This window comes from Photorhabdus cinerea (assembly GCF_011189575.1).
GTDB lineage: Bacteria > Pseudomonadota > Gammaproteobacteria > Enterobacterales > Enterobacteriaceae > Photorhabdus > Photorhabdus cinerea.
In genome coordinates this window covers 283,280-299,926 of sequence record NZ_PUJW01000002.1, presented here as the reverse complement: position 1 = coordinate 299,926, position 16,647 = coordinate 283,280, and the positions used below count along the sequence as shown (strand labels likewise).

The following is a 16,647-nucleotide window of genomic DNA, read 5'->3' as shown; positions in this document are numbered from 1 at the left end:
AACGCAATAACGCCCCGTCGAAATTCCTCTCCCACCTTGCTTTGGGCGGGTTACCCGCCCTCTCCTCAGTTAATGTGATGCAAGACGTCACCAACGGCGTCAAAAAGGCGATCCAAATCAGTTCGTTCAGCATTGAACATAGGTCCGAATTGCAGCGTATTACCGCCAAAGCGTACATAAAAACCCGCTTTCCAAAGCGCCATGCTGGCATCAAAAGGCCGCACAGCGGCATCACCGTCACGGGCAGTCAACTGAATTGCCCCTATCAAGCCACAGTTGCGGATGTCAGTCACGTTTGGACAACCTTTGAGAGCATGAAGGGCGGTTTCGAAATGAGGAGCAATTTCAGCAGAGCGCTGGATAAGATGGTCTTTATCCAACAGATCCAAGGTTGCTAACCCAGCGGCACAGGCTACGGGGTGTGCCGAATAGGTATAACCATGGCTAAACTCCACGGCGTGTTCCGGCAGTGGCTGGGACATAAAGACTTCATAAATTTCACTGCTTGCTACTACACCTCCCAGAGGAATAGCGCCATTGGTAATTTGTTTGGCAAAGTTAAGAATATCTGGTGTCACACCAAAATACTCAGCACCCGTCCAGCGCCCCATACGGCCAAAGCCGGTAATAACCTCGTCAAAAATCAACAAAATATTATGCTGATCGCAAATTTCACGCAAACGCTGTAGATACCCTTTAGGTGGAATAATCGCACCAGCGGAACCGCACACCGGCTCGATAATAACCGCCGCGATATTGGAGGCATCATGCAGTTCGATTAACTTGAGCATTTCATTGGCCAACTCCACGCCGCCGGTTTCCGCCATACCTGACGTAAATGCCATACCACTCTGTAACGTATGGGGTAAATGATCTACATCCATCAATTGCCCGAACATTTTGCGGTTATTACCAATCCCCCCCAAACTGGTACCAGCAATATTGACACCATGATAGCCAAGCACACGGCCAATCAGTTTGGTTTTCGTGGATTGGCCTTTCACACGCCAGTAAGCTCGCGCCATTTTAACGGCGGTGTCTATAGACTCAGAACCTGAGCTGGTGAAAAAGACGTGATTAAGATCACCGGGTGTTAAATTGGCAATTTTTTCTGCCAGTTGAAACGATAAGGGATGACCAAACTGAAAGCCTGGCGAGTAATCGAGAGTGCTTAATTGAGCGGCGACAGCTTTTTGAATTTCTGTTCGGGTATGACCCGCTCCACAGGTCCAAAGACCAGACAGACTGTCATAAATCTGGCGCCCTTTATCGTCCTTTAGCCATTGTCCCTCAGCTGCGACGATAAGGCGGGGATCGCGTTGGAAATTTCGGTTGCCGCTGAATGGCATCCAGTGAGATTTCAGGTTTAACGATTCAGAAAAACGGGTTTCAGACATAGCTAACTTCCTCTCACAAAAGTAAAATTTTAGTTTAGTGCACCACCTCTATTTTCGCCAACATATTTAAATACTTTGTATTCCCTTACCTATCAATTCGGCATATCGCGAAGATTTCAATAGCGTCTAAAAAGAACGCTGTCAGGCTCACGATAGAGACTTGAATTAGCCCCATATCGTTTTGGCTTACGTGTTCTGATGAGTATGGTAGATTTTGCTGACGATCGTCCACTTACCATCCACTTTCAAAAGATTGAGGAAATCGGTGAAACGGAAACCAGAAAGGTCATCCATGTCAATACGGGCACTAGCGGCGGTTCCTACAATATCGATACTAACGATGACAATTTTCGTTTCCGGGGATGGACAGAAAGTGTTGTCGATGATGTCAAAAAGCCCCTGAATCGGACCGCCGACCAGCTTGTTATCGTCATCAACACCAAAGATGGTCGCTTGTTCATTAAAAGCAGGTTTCATCATGTCGCTGTTAGCTTTTGCACAGCCTTCTTTGTACTTGTTTATAACTTCAACGATAGAGTTGTATTCCTGAATATAGGTTGGGTTGTTCATGTAATAACTCCTTAATTTAAGGTAAATGTGGATGTTGAAAACCGTAAACCGGAATAGCGCATAGTTTTTATATCATACATAAAATAAATTTATGCATTTTAACAATCATGTTACGAGAATTTCGCACTTTCTTTGTGGTGAATCGATACTGCTGCCGGGCAAATTGACACCAGCCTGTTTCAAGTATCAAAAGCCAACTGATTTATTCAATACTGTTGAGTAAATTTGGGGAAGTTCGCTCCCGTATAATGACTCATTCCCCATATCCTGTTGTGCTTGATGCATGTGTGTTGTGTAGTTACGTTTATTTTCTCAAGAGCGCGGCTTCTACCCTGCCCTTTAATTTAATGTAAACATCCATATTATTAACACTATGGTTTATAATCAAAAAATAATCTCGATAAAAGATATGTGATGTAATTCAAAAAAACCAGTTAAATTAAACCATTTGTGAAATAACGTAATACTAAAGTTGAATTAACTGTGTTTAATTGGTTGCAACAAACAAATAATATTATGTAAATTTACTTGTATTTAATAATAAAAGGATATAAAACATGATTAAATTTATTTATACAAATGATAAAGAAAAATGGAAAGAAGAATCATTTATTACAAAAACAAATAAAAAACCCAATTTAATCATTACCAATAAACGAGGTCGTAAGTTAGACGGATTTGGTGGCTGCTTTAATGAGATTGGAATGAAAGCTTTATTAGATCTAGATAAAGAAAATAGAAAAACCGTTTTAGATAAACTATTTTCACCAGATGGAGAATGCAAATTCACATTAGCCAGAATGCCTATTGGCGCCAGTGATTATGCAATTTCCTGGTATAGTTTAAATGATATTGAAAATGATTATAATATGGTACATTTCTCCATTCAGAGAGATAAACGCTTACTCATTCCCTATATAAAACAAGCTTTAGAAAGACAACCAAACCTAAAAATATCCGCTTCACCGTGGAGTCCCCCTATATGGCTTAAGACTCATCAAGTCTATAATTTTGGTAGATTAAAGAATGATGTTAAAAGCCAGGATGCATATGCTTTATATTTTACGAAATTCGTCGAAGAATATCAAAAAGAAGGCATTGCAATTGCTCAAGTTCATATTCAAAATGAAGTTGCCGCGGATCAAAAATTCCCTTCTTGTGTATGGATCGGTGAGCAATTAAGAGATTTTATAAAAAAACACCTTGGTCCTAAATTCGAACAAAATAATATAAAAACTGAAATTTGGCTAGGCACCATTAATGCACCAGAATTCTCTAAAGAAGTTGGACGGGATTATGATGATTACGCAAATTGTGTATTGCGTGATGCAGACGCTTATAAATATGTAAAAGGCGTTGGCTATCAATGGCAAGGGAAAAATGCTATTCAAAGGACGGTACAAAGCTACCCAGAATTAAAATATTATCAAACTGAAAATGAATGTGGTGATGGTCATAATAGTTGGGACTATGCTCATTATGTATTTACACTTTTCAGGCATTATTTAACTAATGGTGCTAATGGTTATTTATACTGGAATATGGTGCTACATTCAGGTGGAGAAAGTAGTTGGGGCTGGCAACAGAATAGCATGATTAGTATTTTTAAAGGAACAAACGAAGTAATATATAATCCAGAATATTATGTCATGCGTCATTTTTCTGGTTTAATTTTGCCTGATGCGGAACATGTTGAATTAGAGGGTAATATGTCAGGGAATTCTGTCGCTTTCGAAAATAAAGATGGTTCTATTGTTGTTAACATAAATAACGCATATAAAGAAAAACAATCATTAAATATAAGTTATAATAATGATGTTTGGCATGTTTGTTTAGAGCCTGACTCTATTAATTCTATTGTTTTTAGCTAAGTTATTATTTACTTAGTCTATTTTATCAGATGATTTAGATATACTGGGCTATACACCATGGGAATGGGGATTTTTCACGTTATAAGAAAAAGTGAAAATATTTAATTAAAAACCATCCTGTTAGTTTAAAGGATGGTTTATTACATTAACGGGTCATTTAACGTTTAAATCTTTTTGGTAATTTTATATCTATCTCGATATTCTTTAGGTGTCATATTATAATTTCTTTTAAACATAGAATAAAAGTAATGTAAAGAAGAATATCCACAAATACTGGCAATTTCACTTATTGAAATAGAGGTATCTGTTAAGAGATTTTTTACTTTATATAATTTATTATTATGGATGATTGTATGAATTGTTTGCCCAAATTCACTTTTAAAACGGTTCTCAAGATTAGAACGTGACATGCCGACAACATCAATAACTTGTTCAACTTTTATCCCTTTACAAGCATTATGGCGAATATAGTGCATTGCCTGAATGACAGCGGGATCTTTTAATGCACGAAAATCTGTCGATTGTCTTGCAATAACTTTTAAAGGTGGAATTAACTGACGATGATATTTTTTAGGCGCATAACCATCAAGAAGCCGATGAAGTAATTTTGCAGCCTGATAACCCATTTGTTGTGTACCTTGCACAACGGAAGACAGTCCAGTACGTGAAAGAAAACGGGCTATTTCTTCATTATCTATACCTATAACACAGACTTTATCAGGAATAGGAATATTCAAATGTTCACATGCGGCTAAAATATGCCTGGCTCTTGCATCTGTTACCGCGATAATTCCTGTATTTAAGGGTAAAGTTTGAATCCAATCTTTTAATCTATTTTGTGCATAAAACCAGTTTTCTGGCGTTATCTCCATTCCCTGATACACAACACCTTGATATTTTTCTTTTTCGACCAATTGCCGGAAAGCATATTCACGTTCTATTGCCCATCGTTTACCACTAGCTGGCGGTAAACCATAAAATGCAAAATGTTTAATACCTTTAGCTTTTAAATGATTAAATGCACTTTCTATTAAAGCAAAGTTATTTGTCGCAATATAATGCGCCGCAGGATAGTGATTTTCCTGGTGATAAGAACCACCAACACCGATAACAGGAATATCTAACTGGCTGAAAAAACGTTGGATTTCTATATCATCAAAATCTGCAATAATTCCATCACTCTGCAAGGTGTTAAGACTATTTAATTTAGTAGTGAAATCTTCCTCGATGAAAATATCCCAATTACATTGAGATGTCTGTAAATATTCTCCGATTCCTTCTATCACCTGACGATCATAAGCTTTATTGGCGTTGAATAATAATGTTATATGATAACGTCTATGCATTATTAGTGACCTTAAGGATTAATTTTTAGGATTGAATTAATGCCGAATTATGAGATAAATCACACAATTAACAATAATCTTAATGACGAAATAAAATAACACAATTGAAAAAATAGCTGTTGGTGAACAAAATTTTATACACCCACGTATGTCTATAGATTAGAGGTTGATATGCACCGGTATTTTGAACAAATCAATAGAGTGAGTTATGAAGGTAAACAAAGCAATAATCCATTGGCTTTCCGCCACTATAATCCTGAAGAGATTATTCTGGGGAAAAAAATGAAAGATCATCTGCGTTTTGCTGCTTGCTATTGGTATAACTTCTGCTGGAATGGTTCCGATATGTTTGGTTCTGGCGCCTTTGAACGTTTTTGGCAAAAAGGAGGTAATGACTTAGAACGGGCTAAACTTAAAGCCGATGTTGCTTTTGAATTTTTCTACAAGCTGAATATTCCTTTTTATTGTTTCCATGATATTGATGTCTCCCCTGAAGGTTATTCCTTAAAAGAATATATTTATAATTTGAATGTCATGTCCGATATTCTTGCCAACAAACAGGAGCAAACCGGCGTTAAGTTGTTATGGGGAACAGCAAATTGTTTTACCCATCCACGTTATGCTGCCGGCGCATCAACTAATCCAGATCCAAATATTTTCGCTTATGCATCAGCACAGGTATGTCAAGCCATGCAAGTAACTAAAAAATTGGCTGGTGAAAACTATGTACTCTGGGGAGGACGTGAAGGCTATGAAAGTTTGCTCAATACAGATTTACGCCAGGAAAGAGAACAAATCGGTCGTTTTATGCAAATGGTTGTAGATTATAAATATAAAATTGGTTTTCAGGGCACCTTGCTTATTGAACCTAAACCGCAGGAGCCAACTAAACACCAATATGATTATGACGTAGCGACAGTTTACGGTTTTCTAAAACAGTTTGGCTTGGAAAACGAAATTAAGCTGAATATTGAAGCCAACCATGCCACATTAGCCGGGCACTCATTTCAACATGAAGTTGCAACAGCAATTGCATTAGGTCTATTTGGTTCTATTGATGCAAATCGCGGGGATGCTCAACTTGGCTGGGATACCGATCAGTTTCCGAATAGTGTAGAAGAAAACTCACTTGTGATGTATGAGATCTTAAAAGCCGGAGGCTTCACAACAGGCGGTTTAAATTTCGATGCAAAAGTTCGCCGTCAAAGTATCGATATTGATGATCTGTTTTATGGACATATCGGCGCAATTGATACTATGGCATTATCATTAAAAAATGCCGTGAAAATATTAGTAGACGGCAAATTAGATAAATATATCGCTCAACGTTATTCTGGTTGGAATAGTGAATTAGGTCAAAATATTCTTAAAGGAAAAATGACGCTTGATGAAATTGCTGATTATGCAGAAAAATTGACACAAGAACCTCAACATCAAAGTGGGCAACAAGAATTGCTGGAAAATCTTATTAATCGCTATATTTATGGTTAGATTAATTGACAGATCACGAGAATGAAAAGGTGGACTATGTATATTGGTATTGATTTAGGAACATCAAGTATAAAAGCGGTACGACTGAATGAAGAAGGTAAAATCATTGATATCGCAAGTGAGAAGCTATCAATTTCTCATCCACATCCGCTTTATTCAGAACAAGAACCTTCAGAATGGTGGAATAAAACTGAGATAGTTATTCAAAAATTATCTCAAAGAAACTCACTTCAATCAGTGAAAGCTATTGGCTTAACCGGGCAAATGCATGGCGCTGTTTTACTAAATAAAAATAATCACGTTTTGCATCCGGCGATTCTCTGGAACGATAGACGTTGTGCAAAAGAGTGTGAAGAAATTATGCATCTTGTTCCTGATGCACAAGAGATTACAGGTAATGTGATTATGCCGGGTTTTACGGCGCCAAAAATAAAATGGATAGCCAGGCATAAACCAGAGATTTATACGGAAATTAATAAGGTTTTATTACCGAAAGATTTTTTGCGGTTTAAAATGTGCGGTAATTTTGCAACAGATATGTCTGACGCTTCAGGTACAATGTGGCTTGATGTTACCAAAAGAGACTGGAGTGATAAATTACTTGATGCAACTGGGTTAAATCGTTCTCACATGCCCTATTTATTTGAGGGTAATGAAATAACGGGTACGTTATTACCTGACGTGGCTAAACGTTGGGGAATGCCAATTGTACCGGTTATTGCCGGAGGTGGAGATAATGCTGCCGGCGCTTTAGGTGTAGGATTATACCGCTCAGGGCAAGCAATGCTGTCTCTTGGAAGTTCTGGGGTTTATTTTGTTGTGAATGATGGATTCCATTCTTCACAAAATGCCGTACATAGTTTTTGCCATATTCTACCTAATTCATGGCATTTGATGTCTGTTATGCTGAATGCGGCAAATTGCCTGGATTGGGTTGCAGAAATAACGCATTATTCTTCAGTACCAATGATGCTAGACGCCATTGAATCTCAGACAGATATTAATATCACTTCTCCTATTTTTCTCCCTTATTTATCAGGCGAAAGGACACCACATAATGATCCAAATGCTAAAGGTCTATTTTGGGGATTAACTCATCAACATAAAAGAATCGATTTTTGTCGAGCGGTATTAGAAGGTATTAGTTTTGGTCTGGCCGAGGGTATAGATGCCCTTCACAAAGTTAAAGCAGGTGTGACACCGGAGAAAATTACCTTGATCGGTGGTGGTGCTCGTAGTCCATATTGGCGGCAAATGTTAGCGGATGTGACTGGGCAAGTTTTAGAATTTAGGTCGGGAGGTGATGTAGGGCCAGCATTAGGTGCAGCTCGCCTGGCACAAATTGCACTCAATCCATCTTTATCATTAAAGGAACTGCTGCCTGAATTACCTTTAGAACACGTGGTGCTACCTAATGAGAAACACCATGAAATTTATCAAGAAAGAAGACAGTCATTTAGTAAAATTTATCAGGCATTGAAATCGGTTCATCTCCCAGAACGACATAATGTGTATTAGCTCAGACCCCATCTGACAGTTACCGGTTATTTGGGGTAGACCCAACAGTCATGTCACCAGCCGCCATCTTGATCACAGCAGGTCGAGTCGGGTGTTCATGTCAAGGTCGAAACTACGGGCTTTTCAAGCCCATCCAAAGGGTACTCCCGCCGACATCAGGCGGGAGTACCCTTTGGAGGTAAAGATGGGTTGATGCTTATCGTCAACAATGGCTGCCAACACTTGCTGGTACACCGCCACCAGCTGATCCAGAGTAGTAGCATCAAATACCGCTTCTGCCCAATAAAATTGACCGTTTAGTTGCTCATGGCTGTCATCAATGATGAGGGATAAATCAAGCTTTTCTTGTTCATTTTTTAATAAATCAACGCTTTTTACGGCAAATTTTATTTGAAATATTGGATTGTGTGATAGCCCTTCAACTGATTCCAGAAATGTATTTAATTGGTCAAATGAACATAAGCGATATCTTTGTATGTTCGTTATGAGTTTATCGATATGATGAATAAGTGAAACAACGGAAATATCTGGTTGAACGTGCACTCTTAACGGAACAGGGTCCAACGCGCTATTGTTACCGTTATCCTCATTACTCAAAGAGTTGCCTATAACAATATTATGCTGCCCTGATGATGCTGAAAGTGCTACATAAAATGCGCTCAAGAGTACGGTATTGAGTGACTTGCCTTCACATATAGCCAGGTTACGTAATCGCAAATAAAGTTTTTCATCAATATAAAAAGATGACCTTAAAACCCGCTTTTCATCAGGGTCACGAGCCAACCTGTCAACAGGGATGGAAAAATTATCTCGGCCGGAAAGTAACGCAGACCAAAATCTTAAATCATCCACATTGCATTTGTTTGATAGGATATCCTGGTTACTACTTTCACGAGCCGATTTGTTAACTTCCATTATTTCATCCTTAGACAATAATTTAGATAAATCATTGTTCATAATTCTGTATTACATTAAACAGGCTTAAAGCACAGTTACGTTATCGACAACTTTTGGTATCAGTTTTAATTAGAACCTGTCTTATTCGCTTATATTTGCTTCAGAATGCAATTGTGCCGTCAATACAGGTAACAGCACTTCCGCCCACGAAGATCTTGCCTCCACGCTGAACGAGCGACAACAACCCCTCACGACCCAGTTTTACGCCCTGTGAAGAGGTCACGACCACACCTTCTGGTGCCATAACATGATGGTGACGCATAAACGCCGCAACGCTGCCATTTCCACTACCACAAACCGGATCTTCATTTACACCACAAGCAGGTGCAAAAGAACGAACTTCAATGTGCGCCTCCATGCCTTCCGGGTACGAACCATAGATACAAATTCCAGTGCAATTCATTTCAATGTCGTGATCTTTTAAGCGGCTGAAATCAGGCTGCGTAGTGAGCACTGTTTCTGCATCAGAGGTACAAGCAACTATCCATCTGGCGCCAACATCGACTAATGCTGGCGTTAATTCATAATTGATCGAACAACCAAGAATATCTTCAAGGCGATTTACTTGTTCTCTGCTAAGTAACGTGATTTTCGGCTCTGGTAACTCAAATGAGATTGACCGTTCACCATTTTCCATTTCACTGACATTTAGGGTGATCAAGCCTGCGCCGCACTCCTGAATTAAACGCCCATCTGTTACTGAGATAACGCCAGCTTCAAGCAATGCATGTGCGGTACCAATGGTAGGATGACCCGCAAAAGGTAACTCACTTCCCGGTGTAAATATGCGAACCCGATAATCAGCCGCCGTATCTACTGTTGGAAGAACAAAAGTGGTCTCAGAAAGATTGGTCCAACTGGCAATACTTTGCATTTGCTCCGTCGAAAGATCAGAAGCATCCATAACAACCGCGACGGGATTTCCTTTGAATCGTTTTGAAGTAAAAACGTCAACTTGTTTAAAAGGTACACTAGACATAGAATTTCCTGTTTTTCTGAATTAATTTAAACCCTGCTCCCAAAAAGAATGACAAATAGTCAGTCTCATATTTACATGGTTTCATGCTACTCTGAGTCCACATATAAATACAGAGCCAAAAATACCAAAACAGTTTTGAAATACACCGTTTGTATAGTAAGTGTACCCAGTTACTAATCATGTGACATGAAATTTCTGACCTTAAAAAGATCAAAGAAAAAACAATTTGTGTACCTACAATCGATAGGTATTGATGATGTCAGGTTTATTCAACAACAGAGATAGCGTTTTTCTATTTCGCTACGATACGGGATACTATGATTCAGCTTTTCTTTTTGCGTTCAGAAAACAATTTATCTGTCTCATTTGCTAAGATCCCGCCTACCAAAGAGATCGGGCGGTAAAACGATGATGCTCTCTCTGCAATCTCCTGCGCAGAAATATCAATCTGGCGTATACCCATATTACGAAGACTATTGATAGACGTTGCCCATATCACTTCACGGATACCAATCCAGACCAAAGCGCTCATGCACATTGAACAAGGCTCTGCTGTGGTATACAGTGCGACATTATTCCATCCTTGGTTGCCATGTAAAGTAACATAGTGATTTATCGCCTGAATTTCCCCATGCAAAATGGGATTCTTTACTCCTGAATTTACACCACGACTTAATATTTCCCCGTTGTTCCTGTTAACGATTACCGCACCATAAGGATGTTTAGGATTTTTTATCGCTTCTGTTATGGCCTCCCGCATATATTGTTCATGTTCAGCAATCTCCTGTTTTGATAATGCGTTATTAATGATTTGTATTTTATTTTCTCCTGCTTGTGTAATAGAAGATATGCTGACACTCATAATACCAAGCGTTGTCAATAATTCTCTTCGGGTTTTATTCATGATTAATCCTTTTCTTAGTTATAATCTAATCAGTTGCCTATTTCAATAGGGTAAATTACAGCTAAAGTAATATTTACCAACTATTGCATCATTTAAAAAATAACGGCATGGTTTTATGTTTATTTTTTATCTGATATATAAACCCATATTCTGTTATTAATATTGACAAGTAAATTACATAAAAAAGAGAATTATTAAGTAACTAATGTGATGTTTATTTTCGCATTTATTAATACAATAATCGCCATACCATTTTTTCAGATATTATATAGATCAAATTAGTTTATTAGATGATTTGGCTACAAAAAGGTGACAAGCAGGGGTATACAAGATTGCGGTTGGCAACGTTCAACCCAGGAAATTGTACAAATGGTGCTATTCTTCCCTCACTTTGGTATATTTGGTATAACTTTGAAGTTAGAAGCATGCTTATTGCTCGTTAATATACCCAATAGATTTCAAGATGCATCGCGACGGCCAGGGAGCGAATCCCCGGGAGCATAGATAACTCTGTGACCGGGGTGAGTGAGTGCAGCCAACAAAGAGGCAACTTGAAAGATAACAGGTATATCTATTTTCTGAGCATAACTTGCCATAGATTCACAAGCTCCTGCTTACTCCGATATATAGCTAACAGATTTATCTCATGCTAGCTGATCTCATCAGGGCATAAGCACTCAAACAAAAAGGCAATAAGATGTACACAAGTTTACTAACCTTAGCTGACGATACATTCTGTCTACGTTTGCAACGCGCCGCAAGGATGTGGCGTAAGGTATCTGATGAGGAACTGAGCAAACTGAATTTATCCGAAGCGACAACAACCCCTCTCTGGCTGATTAATAAACTTGGAGAGGGTTTGCGCCAACGTACCTTAGCCGACCACATGGGGCTTGAAGGACAATCATTAGTCAGGCTACTCGATCAGCTAGAAGGTGCTGGGTTACTGATCAGACGAGACGACCCTACCGATCGACGAGCTAAGGCACTTTACCTCACTGATGAAGGACGTAATTTAGCCGAGCAAGCAGAAATTGTCGTAAGAAATATCAGAGCGCGATTACTTGATGGTGAGCCTAACGAAAATCTGGCTATTGTTGACCGCGTCTTCGACAAGATTATCAATGCAGCCAGTGAATAAACTGGTTCAGATCTGACGGGATGGACGCCTCGAATAAGTACCATATACATCAAAATGGATAAAAAATTCATTTAATCCGCGAGAGCGTCCATCGTACATCTAAATTCAGCACACAGATTTTCATCACCAAAATCCTCAATAACACAGCTTGCGATTAGTTCGCATGAGATCTATTATCATAATCAGATAGGGTTCATTTTGTTGTCTTGTTTCGTTATGCGAGCGGAGTCACTACATGCCTGAATTATCTGACACTACAGGTATCATCAATCAACAAAAAGAAGTATCCCCCGCAAACCCAAATTATAATCTGATCGAAAATCTACTTGATTCAGGTAGCTTTTCAGAATTGGATGCGCTTGCAGAACATGACTGTATTCTCTTTGATGCAAACCAAAAGAAAATACCCGGAGACGGGATATCTACAGGATATGGATTCATCAATGGCCGTCCAGTAGTTGTTTACGGTCATGACAAGCAGTTTATGGGGGGAAGTTCCAGCCGAATTCACGCTGTAAAGATATGCAAAGTCATAGAGTTAGCTTTACGTACTGGCGTGCCGATCATAGCACTGAATCAATCATCTGGATTACGCATACATGAAGGCGTTGATGCCAATTCTCAATTCAGTTACGTATTTTACAAAACAGTGCAAGCCTCCGGCGTTGTCCCCCAAATATCATTAATACTCGGCGACTGTATAGGCGGAGCGGCTTACACACCGGCACTCACTGACTTCATAATAATGATTGATAAACAATCTACTTTATTTTTGACCGGCCCAGCGGTCATTAAACAAGCGACCGGAGAAAATGTCAGCAAAGAGGATATCGGTGGCGGGTTAATGCATGCAAGCAAGACAGGGTTGGCTCACTTTTTGGTCGATTCAGAGTTGGAGGCAATATCTTTAACACGGCATCTATTATCCTACCTTCCCCAGAATAACACCGAAACACCTAGCGTTATCTCAGATGCTACAGCAATGCAGCGAGAAACCCCCAGAATCAAGGAAATCGTACCTCATGACAAATCTATTCCTTTCGACGTCAAGGAAGTCATTGCAGAAATAGTCGATAAAGAAACTTTCCTTGAAATACAGCAATTGTATGCTCGCAATATCATTATCGGTCTGGCTCGTCTGGGTGGATATGTCATCGGAATTATCGCCAATCAACCTAATTGGTTAGCGGGCTGTTTAGATATTGATGCTTCAGAAAAGGCAGCTCGTTTTGTCCGTTTATGTGATGCGTTTGGCATCCCCTTGCTGACATTAGTTGATGTACCCGGCTACTTACCGGGAAAACAACAGGAACAAGGTAATATAATAGGCGCTGGCTCTAAGCTTATGCACGCCTATTGTGAAGCGTCGATCCCTAAGATTGCCGTGATATTGCGCAAAGCATATGGGGGAGCATATCCAACACTGGCTAATCGGGGAGCCACTGATTTCATTTATGCCTTGCCTGATGCCGAAATTTCCGTAATGGGGCCAGAAGGTGCGGTCAATATCATATTTCGTAAAGTTGTGGCAGCCGCCCAAGAGCCAGAAAAACAACGACAACTTCTTATTACAGAATATCGTCAAGCCCACGCTAGCGCTGCATATTCTGCCAAAAAAACCTACATTGAAGGACTGATCCCGGCTTCTCATCTGCGTAACCGGCTTATTTCAAGTTTCAGAATATTAAGAGACAAAATAAGTGGCCATCCAGCCAGACGGCACTCGAACATACAACTATGAAGGAATTAAAATTATGGCAATTCCACGTGATCGACACGATGACTATAGTCAGTCATCGGTAAGCCGACGGTTATCCTGGCTTTCCGAAACAACTGGGCAATCTTATCCCTATATTGCAGGCAAAACCATTGGACCCGAGTTAGCCAAAGGAACCTGCGAAAACATGATTGGTTACGTCGGAATTCCTCTGGGTATCGCTGGCCCGTTTCTGATTAATGGCATATCAGCCAAAGGAACGTTTACTATTCCTTTGGCAACGACAGAAGGCGCTTTGATTGCTTCTTTTTCCAGAGGAATGAATTTAATCAGTGATAGCAGAGGTTGCCAAGTACTGAGTCAGGAGAATTCCGTTCAAAACACGCTAAACCCAGCATATCGCTTTTTGGGTGACGCGTTGACAAAAATATCTGCCGTTGTATTACACCGAGCGGAGGATGCGCTAAAATTTGTCAACTGGCTGCAAGAGCACATGTCGCAAATCTTAATAGTTGCCAACAACACCAGTCGTTACGCTCGGCTGTTAGAAATCTCCCCCCTATTCCAGGGTGATTTAATCGGATTAGCATTTACCTACCAGACAGGTGACGCAATGGGATTAAATATGGCGACTAAGGCGAATGAGGCCGTTTGTCGTTATATTCAGGAAGAATGCCCCGAACTTGTTTCACACTATTTCAATACATTAGGGGGCGATAAACGTTTTGTCAGTGATCAGGCTAAAGGCCGATATGTTACCGCGAGTGTCCGAATACCTCATAGTTTGGTAAAAGAACGATTACGTACAACGCCATTACGCATGCAACAATTTCTATTAGCATGTAACACATTACTTGCACAACGCGGAGCCACAGCGCCAAACATCCATGTTGCTAATGCGTTAACCGCAATGTTTATCGCCTGCGGGCAAGATCCTGCTTTTGTCACTGTCTCTTTTAAAAATGCCTGCACACATTTTGAAGTGCTTGATAACGGAGATCTCAACGCCAGTTTGACAATCCCCAACCTTATCGTTGGTGTGGTCGGCGGTGGTACTAAGCTCCCCATCCAGCAAGAGTGTCTCAGCATGATTGGGTGCACTCATGATGCTCGTAAATTGGCTGAAATAACAGCCGCAGTCGCATTGGCCGGTGAAATCTCCGTTGCTGGAGCGGTAAGTGCAGGAGAATTCACCCGTGCCCATACCGTATTAGGTCGTGGCTTAAACCAGACCAAGCCAACGGAATCATCATCAGAGGATGTATCGTTATGATCCGCCATGTACTTATCTGTTGCAGAGGAGAAATCGCCCTTCGTTTCATACGTACATGTCGGCCAATGGATATTAGTACCACCGTGATTTACAGTGCGGACGACGATAACGCAGAATTTGTTCATGCCGCTGATCAAGCGGTAAGAGTTGACTCCTGGATTCCTGAAACGCTTATCACGACGGTGATTAACGTTGCTCTATCTTGTAAGGTAGACGCCGTAGCGCCGGGATATGGCCCTCTCGCAGAAAACGCTGACTTCGCTGACGCCTGTGCTAAGGCGAACTTAATTTTTATCGGTCCTAATAGCTCAGCCATCCGCCAGACAGGTGACAAAATTGCTGCTCGCGCCGCAGCAGAACGGGCTCAAATTCCTATTATTCCCGGCATGCAAATTGACGCCGACGCCAATTCTGCAATGATTTTAGCAAACAGTCTGGGTTATCCACTGTTGATCAAGGCCACTCATGGCGGAGGAGGACGTGGGATTCGAGTAGTAGATCAATCGGAAGACTTTATCACATCTTATGAGGAAGTCAGGCAAGAGGCTCTACGGGCATTTGGCAACAATCAGGTCTATCTTGAGAAGTTCCTGGGAGAAAGTATCCGTCATATAGAAGTTCAGATATTAGCTGACCGATATAGAAAAATTTTACATCTTGGCACTCGTGAATGTAGCGTGCAACGCCGACGGCAAAAAATTGTCGAAGAAGCACCCGCTCCCGGACTGACAGAAATTCAATATGAGCAACTTCACAATGCCGCATTGGCTATTGCGCATCAGGTAGGGTATGACAGCGCAGGCACTGTTGAATTTCTGCTTGATAAAGAAGGCAATTTTTATTTCATTGAGATGAATGCCCGCATTCAGGTTGAACATCCGGTTACGGAATCTATAACCGGTATAGATATCGTTGAACACATGATTTATTCAGCGGCAAATCAACCTTTGACGCTGACTCAGCAGGACATTCATTTCGCAGGTCATTCAATTGAATTTCGTATTTGTGCGGAAGATGCCCACGGGGATTTTCTACCAAACGGTGGAGAAGTTTTGGATTATCGTGTCCCGGAAGGACCGGGTATACGTGTCGATTCAGGGATACATCTGGGGGCTAAGATGTCGCCTCTATTTGATAGCTTATGCCTCAAGCTCATTGTTTCCGGTGCCAATCGTGAACAAACTTTAAAGCGGTCACGACTTGCGCTAGATGAACTGGTTATTGCGGGTTTTAGTACTAATCTCGCAGTACATCGTTGGTTGATAGGCAGTCAATCATTCAACCAAGGCAATTACGATCTTTCTATCGGTAAGACAATTGAAAATACCCATTCCCTACCCCAGCGAAAAGCTCTGGCAATACATGCAATTACCGCCTTAGCTCTACATTTAAATCTTATTCCCGCTGTGCAAACAAATTCGGATACACATAGACCAATATCACCATGGATTCAACGAAATAGTCGTTGGAAATAATAGCAGTT

The 16,647-nt window shown here is 40.4% G+C and carries 14 protein-coding genes; 7 read left to right on the top strand and 7 right to left on the bottom strand.

Going from position 1 to position 16,647, the window contains the following annotated elements; genetic code table 11:
- Window positions 1-65: 65 nt before the first annotated feature.
- Both aptA and C5469_RS03395 read right to left on the bottom strand, forming a co-directional pair.
- Entirely contained in the window at window positions 66-1,397 is a 1,332-nt protein-coding gene (gene aptA / locus C5469_RS03400) for an omega-aminotransferase AptA (RefSeq protein ID WP_166302323.1), read from the bottom strand.
- A gap of 186 nt (window positions 1,398-1,583) precedes the next feature.
- On the bottom strand, window positions 1,584-1,967 hold the full coding sequence (locus C5469_RS03395; RefSeq protein ID WP_166302322.1) for a nuclear transport factor 2 family protein: 384 nt from the start codon (window positions 1,965-1,967) through the stop codon (window positions 1,584-1,586).
- Window positions 1,968-2,524: 557 nt separating this feature from the next.
- On the opposite strand from C5469_RS03395, the gene C5469_RS03390 reads away from it, so the two are divergent.
- Window positions 2,525-3,838 (top strand): glycoside hydrolase family 30 protein, encoded by a 1,314-nt coding sequence (locus C5469_RS03390; protein WP_166302320.1) that lies wholly within the window; start codon window positions 2,525-2,527, stop codon window positions 3,836-3,838.
- Window positions 3,839-4,002: 164 nt separating this feature from the next.
- On the opposite strand, the gene C5469_RS03385 is transcribed toward C5469_RS03390, so the two are convergent.
- On the bottom strand, window positions 4,003-5,184 hold the full coding sequence (locus C5469_RS03385) for a XylR family transcriptional regulator (protein ID WP_207628687.1): 1,182 nt from the start codon (window positions 5,182-5,184) through the stop codon (window positions 4,003-4,005).
- Window positions 5,185-5,355: 171 nt separating this feature from the next.
- On the opposite strand from C5469_RS03385, the gene xylA reads away from it, so the two are divergent.
- Together xylA and xylB are read left to right on the top strand one after the other, a co-directional pair.
- Window positions 5,356-6,675 carry a xylose isomerase gene (gene xylA, locus C5469_RS03380; RefSeq protein ID WP_166302319.1) on the top strand — a complete coding sequence of 440 codons (1,320 nt, stop codon included), beginning with the start codon at window positions 5,356-5,358 and terminating at the stop codon, window positions 6,673-6,675.
- Between the two features lie 36 nt (window positions 6,676-6,711).
- Entirely contained in the window at window positions 6,712-8,193 is a 1,482-nt protein-coding gene (gene xylB / locus C5469_RS03375; protein ID WP_166302317.1) for a xylulokinase, read from the top strand.
- A 123-nt stretch (window positions 8,194-8,316) separates the two neighbouring features.
- Here the strand turns inward: xylB and C5469_RS03370 are convergent, their stop codons facing one another.
- From C5469_RS03370 to C5469_RS03355, 4 genes are all read right to left on the bottom strand, one after another.
- Window positions 8,317-9,108: a condensation domain-containing protein gene (locus C5469_RS03370; protein ID WP_166302315.1), complete on the bottom strand. Its 792-nt coding sequence runs from the start codon at window positions 9,106-9,108 to the stop codon at window positions 8,317-8,319.
- A 142-nt stretch (window positions 9,109-9,250) separates the two neighbouring features.
- Window positions 9,251-10,129 (bottom strand): PhzF family phenazine biosynthesis protein, encoded by an 879-nt coding sequence (locus C5469_RS03365; RefSeq protein WP_166302313.1) that lies wholly within the window; start codon window positions 10,127-10,129, stop codon window positions 9,251-9,253.
- A gap of 322 nt (window positions 10,130-10,451) precedes the next feature.
- Window positions 10,452-11,033 carry a nucleoside deaminase gene (locus C5469_RS03360; protein WP_166302311.1) on the bottom strand — a complete coding sequence of 194 codons (582 nt, stop codon included), beginning with the start codon at window positions 11,031-11,033 and terminating at the stop codon, window positions 10,452-10,454.
- A 458-nt stretch (window positions 11,034-11,491) separates the two neighbouring features.
- A complete protein-coding gene (locus tag C5469_RS03355) occupies window positions 11,492-11,629 on the bottom strand; it encodes a hypothetical protein (RefSeq protein WP_166302309.1) in 138 nt (45 codons plus the stop codon).
- A gap of 101 nt (window positions 11,630-11,730) precedes the next feature.
- On the opposite strand from C5469_RS03355, the gene C5469_RS03350 reads away from it, so the two are divergent.
- The 4 genes from C5469_RS03350 (at window position 11,731) to C5469_RS03335 (ending at window position 16,639) form a co-directional block, all read left to right on the top strand.
- The gene (locus tag C5469_RS03350) at window positions 11,731-12,174 is read left to right on the top strand and encodes a MarR family winged helix-turn-helix transcriptional regulator (protein WP_015834360.1); all 444 of its coding nucleotides are present in this window, start codon (window positions 11,731-11,733) and stop codon (window positions 12,172-12,174) included.
- A 235-nt stretch (window positions 12,175-12,409) separates the two neighbouring features.
- Window positions 12,410-13,915: an acyl-CoA carboxylase subunit beta gene (locus C5469_RS03345; protein ID WP_166302307.1), complete on the top strand. Its 1,506-nt coding sequence runs from the start codon at window positions 12,410-12,412 to the stop codon at window positions 13,913-13,915.
- A gap of 13 nt (window positions 13,916-13,928) precedes the next feature.
- Window positions 13,929-15,164 carry a hydroxymethylglutaryl-CoA reductase gene (locus tag C5469_RS03340; RefSeq protein WP_166302305.1) on the top strand — a complete coding sequence of 412 codons (1,236 nt, stop codon included), beginning with the start codon at window positions 13,929-13,931 and terminating at the stop codon, window positions 15,162-15,164.
- Complete coding sequence (locus C5469_RS03335; RefSeq protein WP_166302302.1) at window positions 15,161-16,639, top strand: acetyl-CoA carboxylase biotin carboxylase subunit; 1,479 nt, start codon at window positions 15,161-15,163, stop codon at window positions 16,637-16,639. Before C5469_RS03340 ends, C5469_RS03335 begins: the two co-directional genes overlap by 4 nt.
- The last annotated feature ends 8 nt before the right edge of the window (window positions 16,640-16,647 follow it).

Excerpts from the sequence above, each read along its gene's own strand:
- aptA (WP_166302323.1), bottom strand. The coding sequence starts at position 1,397 with ATGTCTGAAACCCGTTTTTCTGAATCGTTAAACCTGAAATCTCACTGG.
- C5469_RS03395 (WP_166302322.1), bottom strand. The coding sequence starts at position 1,967 with ATGAACAACCCAACCTATATTCAGGAATACAACTCTATCGTTGAAGTT.
- C5469_RS03390 (WP_166302320.1), top strand. The coding sequence starts at position 2,525 with ATGATTAAATTTATTTATACAAATGATAAAGAAAAATGGAAAGAAGAA.
- C5469_RS03385 (WP_207628687.1), bottom strand. The coding sequence starts at position 5,184 with ATGCATAGACGTTATCATATAACATTATTATTCAACGCCAATAAAGCT.
- xylA (WP_166302319.1), top strand. The coding sequence starts at position 5,356 with ATGCACCGGTATTTTGAACAAATCAATAGAGTGAGTTATGAAGGTAAA.
- xylB (WP_166302317.1), top strand. The coding sequence starts at position 6,712 with ATGTATATTGGTATTGATTTAGGAACATCAAGTATAAAAGCGGTACGA.
- C5469_RS03370 (WP_166302315.1), bottom strand. The coding sequence starts at position 9,108 with ATGGAAGTTAACAAATCGGCTCGTGAAAGTAGTAACCAGGATATCCTA.
- C5469_RS03365 (WP_166302313.1), bottom strand. The coding sequence starts at position 10,129 with ATGTCTAGTGTACCTTTTAAACAAGTTGACGTTTTTACTTCAAAACGA.
- C5469_RS03360 (WP_166302311.1), bottom strand. The coding sequence starts at position 11,033 with ATGAATAAAACCCGAAGAGAATTATTGACAACGCTTGGTATTATGAGT.
- C5469_RS03355 (WP_166302309.1), bottom strand. The coding sequence starts at position 11,629 with ATGGCAAGTTATGCTCAGAAAATAGATATACCTGTTATCTTTCAAGTT.
- C5469_RS03350 (WP_015834360.1), top strand. The coding sequence starts at position 11,731 with ATGTACACAAGTTTACTAACCTTAGCTGACGATACATTCTGTCTACGT.
- C5469_RS03345 (WP_166302307.1), top strand. The coding sequence starts at position 12,410 with ATGCCTGAATTATCTGACACTACAGGTATCATCAATCAACAAAAAGAA.
- C5469_RS03340 (WP_166302305.1), top strand. The coding sequence starts at position 13,929 with ATGGCAATTCCACGTGATCGACACGATGACTATAGTCAGTCATCGGTA.
- C5469_RS03335 (WP_166302302.1), top strand. The coding sequence starts at position 15,161 with ATGATCCGCCATGTACTTATCTGTTGCAGAGGAGAAATCGCCCTTCGT.